This is a genomic window from Pseudomonas gingeri (assembly GCF_013385425.1).
Classification (GTDB): domain Bacteria; phylum Pseudomonadota; class Gammaproteobacteria; order Pseudomonadales; family Pseudomonadaceae; genus Aquipseudomonas; species Aquipseudomonas gingeri_D.
The window spans coordinates 163,690-175,011 of the sequence record NZ_JACAQA010000010.1; the positions used below are offsets into that span (position 1 = coordinate 163,690).

Genomic DNA, 11,322 nt, shown 5'->3' on the forward strand with positions numbered 1-11,322 from the left:
TTCCCTGGCTAAGCCTGATTCAACTGGGCGGTGGCCTGCTGTTGCTGATCCTCGGCGCCGAACTGCTGGTGCGCGCAGCCGTGCGCCTGGCCGCAAGCCTGGGCGTGCGCCCGTTGCTGATCGGCCTGACCGTCGTCGCCTTCGGCAGCAGCGCGCCGCAACTGGCGGTCAGCGTACAGGCGGCCGCGGCAGAGAATGCCGATATCGCGGTGGGCAGCGTGATCGGCGGCAATATCTTCAATACCCTGGTCACCCTGGGCTTCTCTGCGTTGATCATCCCACTGCGGGTCTCACGCCAACTGATCCGCCTGGACATCCCACTGATGATCCTCGCCAGCCTGCTGGTGTTCGGCCTCGCATTCAACGAGGAGCTGGGGCGTCTCGACGGCCTGGTGATGCTGGGCGCCTTCGCGCTGTACCTCGGCCTGCTGCTGCGCCAGTCCCGCCATCACCAGGCCGCACCGCCGACCACCTCGCATAAATCCACACCCTGGCTGAGCAGCCTGGCGTGGATGGGCCTGGGCCTGGCGCTGCTGGTGGCGGCCGGACACCTGTTGCTGGACGCCGCCATAGACGTGGCCACCGAACTGGGCCTGTCCGAACGCATCATCGGCCTGACCGTGGTGGCGGTCGGCACCTCCCTGCCGCAACTGGCTACCTCGCTCATCGCCGCGGTTCGCGGGCAACGGGATATCGCCGTGGGCAATGTAATCGGCGGCAACCTGTTCAACCTGCTGGGGGTGCTCGGCCTTACCGCGCTGCTCGCCCCCACGCCGCTGTCGGTGTCACCCAATGCCCTGGCCTTCGACCTGCCGGTGATGCTCGGGGTGGCCATGCTGTGCTGGCCGGTGTTCTACTCCGGCTACCGCATCACCCGCGCCGAGGGCCTGCTGTTTCTCGGTTTGTACCTGGCCTACGGCCTGCATGTGGTGTGGTTCACCACCGGCATGCCGATGGCGGACAAGCTGGAGCGCCTGATGCTGTTTTTCATCCTGCCGGCGCTCTGTGCGTTCCTGCTCTTCAGTACGTTCAGGGCCTGGCGTCGCCAACACTCATAGGAGCTGCTGCAATGACCGATCAGAAGAAACCCGGTGTCGAGATGCGTCGTCAGGTCATGGGTGATGCGTTCGTCGACCGTGCCCTGGGCAATGCCACCGAATTCAGCCAGCCGTTGCAGGACTTCGTCAACGAACATGCCTGGGGCAGTGTCTGGAACCGCGAAGGGTTGCCGTTGAAGACCCGCAGCCTGATCACCCTCGCCGCGCTGACCGCGCTCAAGTGCCCGCAGGAACTCAAGGGCCACGTACGCGGCGCCTTGAACAATGGTTGCACGGTGGAAGAGATTCGTGAGGCGCTGCTGCATTGCGCGGTGTATGCCGGGGTGCCGGCGGCTATCGACGCGTTCCGCGCGGCCCAGGAAGTGATCGACGCCTACCAGAAGGCAGACTGACAACCTGTTACTGGCGGCGTCCGTATTGGCAGTGCATGGCTCACGGGCCTCTTCGCGGGCAAGCCCTGCTCCTACAATTTTGTGTCGATCACCGGTTTTGTGTACGACTCAGAACTGTAGGAGCAGGGCTTGCCCGCGAAGACATCAGCTCAAGCGATACAAGACTCAAGGGTTACAGCCTCCCTTGCAGGCACCAAACCTCAGATCCAGCCGCCCCACTGCAACACAAAAATCCCGATATTGGTGGTGATCGCCGCCATCAGGGTGGTGATCACGATAATCGCCGCCGCCAGCTCGTGATTGCCGTTGGCCGCCCGGGCCATGACAAAACTGGCCGCGGCCGTCGGGCTGCCGAAGTACAGGAACAGAATCCCCAATTCCGCCCCACGAAAGCCGCAGAGCCAGGCCCCCAGCGTCGACAGCAGGGGCATGCCGACCATTTTCACCAGGCTCGCACTCAACGCCAGGTCGCCACTCTTGCGCAATGCCGCCAGGGACAAGGTCCCGCCAATACAGATCAGCGCCAGCGGCAAAGTCATCTGCGCCAGGTAATTACCCGAGGTTTCCAGCCAGCCGGGCAAGCCGATCTTGAAATAGGCAAAAGGCGCCGCCGCGATCACGCTGATGATCAGCGGATTGCTCAACACACTCTTGAAGATGCTCCAGGGATCGGACTTGATCACCGGGCTGTAGACCGCCAGGACAATGGTCGACAGGGTGTTGTAGAACAGGATCACCAGGGCCGCGAGAATCGCCCCGAGGGAAATCCCGTAGGCGCCGTACATGCTCGCCGCCAGGGCCAGGCCGATCACCCCGTTATTGCCGCGAAAGGCACCCTGGGTATAGATCCCGCGATCAATCTCGGGGCAACGCCAGATCGCCCAGCACCAGGCCCCGGCAAAACCCAGCAGGGTCGCGACGGAGAAGTACGCCAGCACCTTGGGTTGCAACGCCGCATGCAGGTCGGCATGGAGGATGCCGAGAAACAGCAGCGCCGGCATGCAGACGTTGAACACCAGCGCCGAAGCCGTGTGGATAAAGCTGTCGTTGATCCAGCCCACGCGCTTGAGCAACACGCCCAGGAACAACATGGCGAAAACCGGCGCGGTGATGGTCAAGATACCGAGAAAGATGGCCAGCATGCCCTGGGAACCCGTTGCCTGTCGTCAGACAGCTAATGATAGGGCAAAGTTACCCTTACACCCGTCCATGGGGCCTCGTTCAATCGAACTGCGCGCGCATCCAGGCCTGGTACACGGCCACCTCGGCATCCCCTTCACGCGGCGCCCAGTCGGCCAGCTCGCCTTCGCCCACCGGCCGATAAGGGCCGGCCTTGCATTCGAACATCACGCTGTCGGCTTCGAGGATCACCAGGCCATGGAAGACCCCGGCCGGCAGGTCGACACCCGGGCATTCACCGCCCGCCTGCAACACGCGCTTGGCCAGCAGTTGTCCCGCCTCATCGAATACCAGCAAACCCAGGCTGCCCTTGAGCACCAGCAAGGTTTCCGCCTTGTCGGCACTCAGGTGCCGATGGGGGGCTATATAGGTATTGGGCTGTAGCCCGACCGCCAGGCGATGGCAGGGTTCGTCCATCTGGTGAAAATTGTGATGAACCCGGCCACGGGGACTCGCCGCGGCTTTCCCGGCCAGTTCGGCGAACAAGGTTGCATCGAGAAAGCTGGGCGTGCCCATCCCTTACATCCCCTTGACGGCGTAGATGCCGGCGGCGTTGCGCCAGTAGCCCTTGTAGTCCATGCCGTAGCCGAAGATGTAGCGGTCGATGCACGGCAGGCCGACGTAGTCCGCTTTCAGGTCCGGACGGGCCTTGCGGTCGTGGTCCTTGTCGATCAGTACGGCGGTGTGCACCCGACGTGCGCCGGCGTGTTTGCAGAAATCGATGATCGCGCCCAGGGTGTGCCCTTCGTCGAGGATGTCGTCGATGATCAGCACATCGCGGTCGATGAACGAGACTTCCGGCTTGGCCTTCCAGAACAGCTCGCCGCCGCTGGTTTCATTGCGGTAGCGGGTCGCGTGCAGGTACGAGGCCTCCAGCGGGAAGTCCAGGTGGGTCATCAGCTTGCCGCAGAAGATCAGGCCGCCGTTCATCACGCAGAACACCACCGGGTTGCTCTCGGCCAGTTCGGCGTTGATCTGCGCGCCGACACGGGCGATGGCCGCTTCGACTTCGGCGTTGCTGTACAGGCAGTCGGCTTCGCGCATGACTTGACGGATATGCTCGAGATCAGCGGACATGGCGCTCTCCAAAAGGGGGCTTATGTAAGAAAAGCGGGCAAAGGTACGCACCCCGCGCGACCAGATCAAGGGTTTCTGGACTAACGTACGGCTGATCTATAGGACATCACCTGCGGATAGATTAATCTAAGCCGTTTTTTGCCCGCCGCCGGAGCCTATTCCCATGCCCATCCGTGAGATCCGCCACCCGCTGATCCGCCACAAGCTCGGCCTGATGCGCCGCGCTGACATTAGCACGAAGAACTTCCGTGAGCTCGCTCAGGAAGTCGGAGCGTTGCTGACCTACGAGGCAACCAAGGACCTGCCCCTGGAAACCTACGATATCGAAGGCTGGTGCGGCACCGTCCAGGTCGAGAAGATCGCCGGCAAGAAGATTACCGTGGTGCCGATCCTGCGCGCCGGTATCGGCATGCTCGAAGGCGTGCTCAGCCTGATCCCGGGCGCCAAGGTCAGCGCCGTCGGCGTGGCCCGCAACGAGGAAACCCTCGAAGCCCACACCTACCTGGAAAAGCTGGTCCCGGAAATCGACGAACGCCTGGCGATGATCATCGACCCGATGCTCGCCACCGGCGGCTCGATGGTCGCGACCATCGACCTGCTGAAGAAAGCCGGCTGCAAGGACATCCGCGCGATGGTCCTGGTGGCGGCGCCGGAAGGCATCGCCGCGGTCGAGAAAGCCCACCCGGACGTGACCATCTACACCGCTTCCATCGACGAAAAACTCAACGAACACGGCTACATCATTCCGGGCCTGGGCGATGCCGGCGACAAGATCTTCGGCACCAAACAGAAGGACGGCTGATATGCAGGATGAGTTCAACGACCCGCTCTGGCGCACGGTGCTGTCGGGCGCGCAAATGCTGTTCGTGGCCTTTGGCGCCCTGGTGTTGATGCCGCTGATTACCGGTCTCGACCCGAACGTCGCGCTGTTCACGGCGGGCCTGGGGACTCTCTTGTTCCAGGTGGTCACCGGGCGTCAGGTGCCGGTGTTCCTCGCTTCGAGCTTTGCCTTTATCACCCCGATCATCCTCGCCAAGGGCCAGTTCGGCCTGGCGGCGACCATGGGTGGGGTGATGGCGGCCGGCTTCGTCTACACCTTCCTGGGCCTGGCGGTGAAGATCAAGGGCACCGGCTTTATCGACCGGCTGCTGCCGCCGGTGGTAATCGGTCCGGTGATCATCTCCATCGGCCTGGCCATGGCGCCGATTGCCGCGAACATGGCGATGGGCAAGGCCGGTGACGGTTCCGAGCTGATCCACTACCAGACCGCCATGCTGATCTCGATGCCGGCGCTGCTGACCACCCTGATCGTGGCCGTGTTCGGCAAGGGCATTTTCCGCCTGGTGCCGATCATCTCCGGGGTCTTCGTGGGGTTTGCCATGTCGTTCTATTTCGGCGTGGTCGACACGGCGAAGATCGCCGCCGCGCCCTGGTTCGCCCTGCCGCACTTCACGGCACCGGAATTCAACTGGCAGGCGATCCTGTTTATTGTCCCGGTGGCGCTGGCGCCGGCCATCGAGCATATCGGCGGAGTGATCGCAGTGGGCAGCGTGACCGGTCGCGATTATCTGAAGAAGCCGGGCCTGCATCGCACTTTGCTGGGTGACGGTATCGCCACCACGGCGGCCGGCCTGTTTGGCGGTCCGCCCAACACCACCTATGCCGAAGTGACCGGCGCGGTGATGCTGACCAAGAACTACAACCCGAAAATCATGACCTGGGCGGCAATCTTTGCTATCAGCCTGGCGTTTATCGGCAAGTTCGGCGCCTTGTTGCAGAGCATTCCGGTGCCGGTGATGGGCGGGATTCTGTGTCTGCTGTTCGGTTCGATTGCCGCGGTGGGGATGAATACCCTGATCCGTCACAAGATCGATCTGGGCGAGGCGCGCAACCTGGTGATTGTTTCGGTGACGCTGGTGTTCGGTATTGGTGGCGTGCTGGTGGGAACGGGTACCGGGCCGGATGACTTCGGCCTCAAGGGCATTGCGCTGTGCGCCGTGGTGGCGATTGCGCTGAACCTGCTGTTGCCGGGTAATGACGGTTGGAAAAACAAGAAGGCGGATGAGCCGTTGTTGTAAGGCTCCCCTCGCTCTTACAGTTCTGTGTTGTATGCAAATCGGCTATTCAACACAGAACTGTAGGAGCAGGGCTTGCCCGCGAAGCTTTTGGCGGCTTCAAGGGCCCCTTCGCGGCGGTGCGGCGATCCGACAAGCCCTGCTCCTACAAGGTTCTGCGGCGTTTTCGAGATTTGCGTTTAAAGAGCCAACGGCGCCCGCTCGCACAGGGTATTCAACGCCGCCGCCCATTGCGATTCGTCGTTCAGACACGGCACCAGCACCAACTCCCCGCCCCCCGCCGCGACAAACTGCTCGCGCCCGCGATCACCGATCTCCTCCAGCGTCTCGATGCAATCGGCGACAAACGCCGGGCACATCACCAGCAGCTTCTTCACCCCGGCCTTGGCCAACTCATCCAACCGCGCTTCGGTGTAGGGCTCGATCCACTTCGCCCGACCCAACCGCGACTGGAATGATACCGACCATTGCCCGTCCGCCAAGCCCATGCGCTCGGCAAACGCCGACGCCGTGCGCAGGCACTGGGCGCGGTAGCAAGTGGCAAGTACCGCCGGCGAGGCGTTCCTGCAGCAATCGGCGTCCTTGAAACAATGACTGCCGGTGGGATCGAGCTTGGTCAGATGCCGCTCCGGCAAACCGTGGAAACTCAGCAACAAGTGATCGAAACCCTGGGCCAGATGCGGCCTGACACTGGCCACCAGGGCCTCCAGATATTCCGGCTGATCGTAGAAGGGTTGCAGGATGGAGAACTGCACATCGAGCTTGCGCTCGCGCACCACTCGCCGGGCCTCCTCGATCACCGTCGTCACGGTGCTGTCGGCGAACTGCGGATACAGCGGCGCCAAGGTCACCTTGCGGATGCCTTGCTTGGCCAGGCGGGTCAGCACCGTCTCGACCGACGGCTGGCCGTAACGCATCGCCAGCTCCACCGGGCCCTGGGTCCACTGGGTGGTCATCTGCTGCTGCAAACGACGACTGAGCACCACCAGCGGCGAACCCTCCTCCCACCAGATCGAGGCGTAGGCATGGGCCGACTGCTCCGGGCGCTTGATCAGGATCAGCGACACCAGCAAGCGGCGGATCGGCCAGGGCAGGTCGATCACGTAGGGATCCATCAGGAATTGATTGAGGTAGCTGCGCACGTCCGCCACCGAAGTGGAAGCCGGAGAACCCAGGTTGACCAGAAGCAAGGCGTGATCGGTCATGCAACGTCCTATTTCAGAGGCGGCTCGAGAGATCGTCGAGGGCCGCGGGCAGATCGTTAAACTGAAAAACAAATCCGGCCGCCAGCAACCGGGCCGGCGTCACGCGCTGGCCGCCGAGCAACAGTAACGCCAGCTCACCCAGGCCAAGGCGCAGGACAAAGGCCGGCAACGGCACCAGCGCCGGGCGATGCAGGACCTTGCCCAACGCCTTGGCGAATATCTTGTTGCGCACCGGCTGTGGCGCGCAGGCATTATAGGGACCACGGGCATCACTGCGATGCAGAAGAAAATCAATCGCGGCGATTTGATCGCGCACATGTATCCACGGCATCCACTGCCGACCGTTGCCGATCGGCCCGCCCAGCCCCAGTTTGAACGGCAGCAGCAGGCGCGACAAAAAGCCGCCCTCGGCCGCCAGTACCAGGCCGGTGCGCACCAGCACCACACGAATCCCCAGGGCCTCGGCGCGTTGCGCGGTTTCCTCCCAGGCAATCGACAGGCGACTGGCGAAATCCTCGCTCACCGGCGGCGAATCCTCGGTCAGCTCACGCTCGCCGCCATCGCCGTACCAGCCCACCGCCGAGCCGGAAATCAGGACTGCTGGACGCTGCTCACGCCCCTCCAGCCAGGCCAGCAGGGTTTCAGTCAGCTGGATCCGGCTGCTCCAGAGCAGGGCCTTGCGCTTGTGGGTCCAGAGTCGGTCGGCAATCGGCGCGCCGGCCAGGTTGATCACCGCATCCAGCGGCTCACCGGACAGTTCCTCGAGATGCCGCACACCGCGCACCTGGGCACCGCATAAACGCGCCACCTGCTCGGGGCGACGGCTCCACACCGTCAGCCGATGTCCCTGCGTCGACCAGTACGCGCACAGTTGGCGCCCGATCAAACCAGTACCGCCGGTCAGCAATATGTGCATGAGTGCGTCCTCGCGTAACGTTTTGTCGAAAGCGTTAGTCTATTTTTAAAGCAGGGCTCTTTTCTCTCGACCGAAATATGTTTTAACAATAGGACAGTGTGAACCGACAGGCAGGTCGCAAGTTATACCAAAAAACAAGATTGTACAGGTTTTGCTGACGGCGTAGTCTGTGCTTACAGGTAACGAGGCCCACCCATGACTGTACCTATCGCAATAATCGGTGCCGGCATCGCCGGACTTTCGGCTGCCCGGGCGTTGCACGATGCCGGGTATTCCATCGAAATCTTCGACAAGAGTCGCGGCAGCGGCGGGCGCATGTCCAGCAAACGCAGCGATGCCGGTGCGCTGGACCTGGGCGCGCAGTACTTCACCGCCCGCGATCGCCGCTTCGTCAAGGAAGTCCAGCGCTGGCAGGGTGAAGGCTGGGTCGCCGAATGGGATCCGCAGCTCTACAACTTCCAGAACGGCCAACTGAGCCTGTCGCCGGACGAACAGACCCGCTGGGTCGGCACGCCGCGCATGAGCGCCATTACCCGCGGTTTGCTCGGCCGTCTCCAGGCGCATTTCAGTTGCCGGATCACCGAGGTATTCCGCGGTGAACAGCATTGGCACCTGCAGGATGCCGAAGGCTACACTCACGGCCCGTTCAGCCAGGTCATCATCGCCACGCCCGCGCCCCAGGCCACCGCCCTGCTGGCGGCCGCGCCGAAACTCGCCGGGGCCGCCGCCGGCGTGCAGATGGAGCCGACCTGGGCCATCGCCCTGGCCTTTGACACGCCGCTGGACACACCGATGGAAGGCTGCTTCGTACAGGACAGCCCCCTCGACTGGCTGGCCCGCAACCGCAGCAAGCCGGCGCGCGACAGCCAGCTCGACACCTGGGTCCTGCACGCCACCAGCACCTGGAGCAAGCAGCATCTGGACCTGTCCAAGGAGGCCGTGATCGAGCAGTTGCACGGCGCCTTTGCCGAGTTGCTCCACGCCAGCATGCCGGCCCCGGTCTTCACCCTCGCCCACCGCTGGCTCTACGCTCGCCCGGCCGGCGCACGGGAATGGGGGGCGCTGGCCGATGCCGACCTGGGCCTGTACGTGTGTGGCGACTGGTGCCTGTCGGGACGTGTCGAAGGCGCCTGGCTCAGCGGCCAGGAAGCCGCCCGGCGACTGATGGAACACCTGGGTTGAACCGCATCAACCCGCGCAAGCTGCTGCTGTCGAAATGGACGGCAGCCCGCCCTCTGAATCGGGAAAAACATTTCCTGGTCACCGAACTGTTTTGCGATGAGCAAGGCACCGTGCTCGAAGTCGAGCTGCAAGCGGTGATGAGCCAACGCAACCAGCGCATCAGTTGGACCCATCTGCAAGATGCCGAGACCTGGCGAATGGGCTGGCAGTAAACGCCCCAGAAAAACCTGTACAAATAATTTGACTTGTACAACACAGAACCTATGATGAGCTTTAGTTGTACAAGCATGCTTGCCTGTACAAGTATTTCTCTCGAGGTTCTCCATGCCCGCCACCACCGAGTTGCCGCGCAAACCCAAAATCGCTGTCAGCGCCTGCTTGATGGGCATTGAGGTGCGCTACAACGGTGGGCACAAGGAATCGCGACTGTGCAGCCGCACCCTCAGCGAATATTTCGATTTCATCCCGCTGTGCCCGGAAGCGGCCATCGGCCTGGGCATCCCCCGCGAGCCGATTCGCCTGGTGGGTGACCCGCAGCAACCACGGGCCGTGGGCAGCGTGCACGCCGAGACGGATGTGACCCGGGCATTGGCCGACTATGGCAATCAGATGGCCGTCGAACTCACGGATATCAGCGGCTACATCTTCATGCAGAAGTCGCCGTCCTGCGGACTGGAGCGGGTCAAGGTCTACCAGGAGGGTGGGCGGCCCGCCGAAGACGGACGCGGCATCTACGCCCAGGCGTTTTGCGCGCAACATCCCGACTTGCCAGTGGAAGAGGACGGCCGGCTGAACGATGCGGTGCTGCGGGAAAACTTCCTGACCCGGGTCTTCGCCTACGCGGCCTGGCAGGACCTGCGCCAGGCCGGCCTCACGCGACGCAGCCTGACGGACTTCCACGCCTGCTACAAATACCTGCTGATGGCTCACAACCCATTGCAGTACAAGGTACTCGGCAAACTGCTGGGCAGCATGAGCAACACGGATGCCGAAACCATCGGGCCACGCTATTTCAGCCAGTTGATGGCCGCCCTGAAAAAATGCGCAACCCGCCGCACCCACACCAATGTCCTGCAACACCTCACCGGCTACCTGAAGCAATCCATCAGCGCCGAAGACAAACAGGAAGTGCTGCAGGTCATCGGCCAATACCACCAGGGTATCGTGCCCTTGGTGGTGCCGTTGACCCTGCTCAAACACCATTTCCGCCAGCACCCCGATCCCTATATCGCCCGCCAGGTGTACCTGCAACCGCATCCGGAAAACCTCAGCCTGCGAAATGCCATCTGATATGACCGACTCCCTTGAAGCGCCCGTCGATTACGCCAGCGCACTGGAACAGGGCTGGTTGCCCATTCGCGAAGTGGCCCGGCAGACCGGCGTCAACGCCGTGACCCTGCGGGCCTGGGAACGCCGCTATGGCCTGGTGGTGCCGCACCGCACCCCCAAGGGCCATCGGTTGTTTTCCGCCGAGCACGTACAACGTATCCAGGCCATCGTCACCTGGCTCAATCGCGGTGTCGCGGTCAGCCAGATCAAGCAACTGCTCGATGCCGGCCCGACCCTCGCCGAGCCTGCCACCAACGATTGGCAGGCCTTGCGCCAGGACCTGGCGCGGGCCATCAGCCAGTTGGCCGAACGTCAGGTCGATGACCGTTTCAACCAGGCCATGTCGCTGTACCCGCCGCGCACCTTGTGCGAACAGCTACTGATGCCCCTGCTGGCGGAACTCGAGCAACGCTGGCAAGGCCAGTTCGGCGGGCAGATGGAGCGGGCGTTCTTCTACACCTGGCTGCGCAGCAAGCTGGGCGCGCGGATCTATCACAACAATAGGCAACTCAAGGGCGCACCGGTCTTGCTGGTCAACCATTCGGACCTGCCCATGGAGCCACACCTGTGGCTGACCGCCTGGCTGGTGAGCAGCGCCGACTGCCCGGTGGAAGTCTTCGACTGGCCCTTGCCGGCCAACGAATTGGCCCTGGCCAGCGAACACCTGAAGAGTCGCGCCGTGCTGCTGTATTCGAGCAAGGCCATGAACCTGGCGGCGCTACCCAGGCTGCTGGTGGGTATCAACTGCCCGATCCTGATTGCCGGACCAACGGTATGCATCCATTTCGCCGAGTTATCCGTAAGTACCCGGGAGAGCGCTGAGATGACCCTGGCCGAAGACCCGTTGTCCGCTTACCAGAGCCTGACCCGACTCGGCCTGATCTAGCGCCCTCGCCCACGAATCAAGGA

The 11,322-nt window shown here is 62.9% G+C and carries 13 protein-coding genes; 8 read left to right on the forward strand and 5 right to left on the reverse strand.

The genetic code is table 11. The annotated features are described in order from the left end of the window. Nucleotides 1–14 precede the first annotated feature (14 nt). Together HX830_RS15965 and HX830_RS15970 are read left to right on the forward strand one after the other, a co-directional pair. A complete protein-coding gene (locus tag HX830_RS15965; RefSeq protein WP_177101237.1) occupies nt 15–1,058 on the forward strand; it encodes a calcium/sodium antiporter in 1,044 nt (347 codons plus the stop codon). 11 nt (nt 1,059–1,069) lie between these two features. Continuing rightward, a complete protein-coding gene (locus tag HX830_RS15970; RefSeq protein WP_040064245.1) occupies nt 1,070–1,450 on the forward strand; it encodes a carboxymuconolactone decarboxylase family protein in 381 nt (126 codons plus the stop codon). A gap of 200 nt (nt 1,451–1,650) precedes the next feature. On the opposite strand, the gene HX830_RS15975 is transcribed toward HX830_RS15970, so the two are convergent. The 3 genes from HX830_RS15975 to HX830_RS15985 all read right to left on the reverse strand — a co-directional run bounded on the left by HX830_RS15975 (nt 1,651) and on the right by HX830_RS15985 (nt 3,706). Further along, nucleotides 1,651–2,592, reverse strand: coding sequence for an AEC family transporter (locus tag HX830_RS15975; protein ID WP_103496441.1), 942 nt, complete (start codon nt 2,590–2,592; stop codon nt 1,651–1,653). A gap of 79 nt (nt 2,593–2,671) precedes the next feature. Beyond that, nucleotides 2,672–3,145 (reverse strand): WbuC family cupin fold metalloprotein, encoded by a 474-nt coding sequence (locus HX830_RS15980; RefSeq protein WP_152740066.1) that lies wholly within the window; start codon nt 3,143–3,145, stop codon nt 2,672–2,674. A gap of 3 nt (nt 3,146–3,148) precedes the next feature. Then, a complete protein-coding gene (locus tag HX830_RS15985) occupies nt 3,149–3,706 on the reverse strand; it encodes a hypoxanthine-guanine phosphoribosyltransferase (RefSeq protein ID WP_103496443.1) in 558 nt (185 codons plus the stop codon). A 163-nt stretch (nt 3,707–3,869) separates the two neighbouring features. Between HX830_RS15985 and upp the strand changes: the two genes are divergently transcribed. Together upp and HX830_RS15995 are read left to right on the forward strand one after the other, a co-directional pair. Then, nucleotides 3,870–4,508, forward strand: coding sequence for a uracil phosphoribosyltransferase (upp, locus tag HX830_RS15990; protein ID WP_103496444.1), 639 nt, complete (start codon nt 3,870–3,872; stop codon nt 4,506–4,508). 1 nt (nt 4,509) lies between these two features. Continuing rightward, a complete protein-coding gene (locus HX830_RS15995) occupies nt 4,510–5,784 on the forward strand; it encodes a uracil-xanthine permease family protein (RefSeq protein WP_103496445.1) in 1,275 nt (424 codons plus the stop codon). A gap of 176 nt (nt 5,785–5,960) precedes the next feature. Here the strand turns inward: HX830_RS15995 and hemH are convergent, their stop codons facing one another. Both hemH and HX830_RS16005 read right to left on the reverse strand, forming a co-directional pair. Continuing rightward, complete coding sequence (gene hemH, locus HX830_RS16000; RefSeq protein ID WP_177101145.1) at nt 5,961–6,986, reverse strand: ferrochelatase; 1,026 nt, start codon at nt 6,984–6,986, stop codon at nt 5,961–5,963. A gap of 13 nt (nt 6,987–6,999) precedes the next feature. After that, nucleotides 7,000–7,902 carry a TIGR01777 family oxidoreductase gene (locus HX830_RS16005; RefSeq protein ID WP_152740068.1) on the reverse strand — a complete coding sequence of 301 codons (903 nt, stop codon included), beginning with the start codon at nt 7,900–7,902 and terminating at the stop codon, nt 7,000–7,002. A gap of 195 nt (nt 7,903–8,097) precedes the next feature. Here HX830_RS16005 and HX830_RS16010 point away from each other — a divergent pair, with 195 nt between their 5' ends. The 4 genes from HX830_RS16010 to HX830_RS16025 all read left to right on the forward strand — a co-directional run bounded on the left by HX830_RS16010 (nt 8,098) and on the right by HX830_RS16025 (nt 11,299). After that, nucleotides 8,098–9,084 carry an NAD(P)/FAD-dependent oxidoreductase gene (locus HX830_RS16010; RefSeq protein WP_103499268.1) on the forward strand — a complete coding sequence of 329 codons (987 nt, stop codon included), beginning with the start codon at nt 8,098–8,100 and terminating at the stop codon, nt 9,082–9,084. Beyond that, nucleotides 9,081–9,296, forward strand: coding sequence for a TIGR02450 family Trp-rich protein (locus HX830_RS16015; protein ID WP_152740069.1), 216 nt, complete (start codon nt 9,081–9,083; stop codon nt 9,294–9,296). The genes HX830_RS16010 and HX830_RS16015 overlap by 4 nt, the downstream gene beginning before the upstream one ends. A 112-nt stretch (nt 9,297–9,408) precedes the next feature. Continuing rightward, nucleotides 9,409–10,374: a YbgA family protein gene (locus tag HX830_RS16020; RefSeq protein WP_177101147.1), complete on the forward strand. Its 966-nt coding sequence runs from the start codon at nt 9,409–9,411 to the stop codon at nt 10,372–10,374. 1 nt (nt 10,375) lies between these two features. Then, nucleotides 10,376–11,299, forward strand: coding sequence for a MerR family transcriptional regulator (locus tag HX830_RS16025; protein WP_177101149.1), 924 nt, complete (start codon nt 10,376–10,378; stop codon nt 11,297–11,299). The last annotated feature ends 23 nt before the right edge of the window (nt 11,300–11,322 follow it).

Excerpts from the sequence above, each read along its gene's own strand:
- HX830_RS16005 (WP_152740068.1), bottom strand. The coding sequence starts at position 7,902 with ATGCACATATTGCTGACCGGCGGTACTGGTTTGATCGGGCGCCAACTG.
- HX830_RS15970 (WP_040064245.1), top strand. The coding sequence starts at position 1,070 with ATGACCGATCAGAAGAAACCCGGTGTCGAGATGCGTCGTCAGGTCATG.
- HX830_RS15985 (WP_103496443.1), bottom strand. The coding sequence starts at position 3,706 with ATGTCCGCTGATCTCGAGCATATCCGTCAAGTCATGCGCGAAGCCGAC.
- upp (WP_103496444.1), top strand. The coding sequence starts at position 3,870 with ATGCCCATCCGTGAGATCCGCCACCCGCTGATCCGCCACAAGCTCGGC.
- hemH (WP_177101145.1), bottom strand. The coding sequence starts at position 6,986 with ATGACCGATCACGCCTTGCTTCTGGTCAACCTGGGTTCTCCGGCTTCC.
- HX830_RS15975 (WP_103496441.1), bottom strand. The coding sequence starts at position 2,592 with ATGCTGGCCATCTTTCTCGGTATCTTGACCATCACCGCGCCGGTTTTC.
- HX830_RS16010 (WP_103499268.1), top strand. The coding sequence starts at position 8,098 with ATGACTGTACCTATCGCAATAATCGGTGCCGGCATCGCCGGACTTTCG.
- HX830_RS16020 (WP_177101147.1), top strand. The coding sequence starts at position 9,409 with ATGCCCGCCACCACCGAGTTGCCGCGCAAACCCAAAATCGCTGTCAGC.
- HX830_RS15980 (WP_152740066.1), bottom strand. The coding sequence starts at position 3,145 with ATGGGCACGCCCAGCTTTCTCGATGCAACCTTGTTCGCCGAACTGGCC.
- HX830_RS15995 (WP_103496445.1), top strand. The coding sequence starts at position 4,510 with ATGCAGGATGAGTTCAACGACCCGCTCTGGCGCACGGTGCTGTCGGGC.
- HX830_RS16025 (WP_177101149.1), top strand. The coding sequence starts at position 10,376 with ATGACCGACTCCCTTGAAGCGCCCGTCGATTACGCCAGCGCACTGGAA.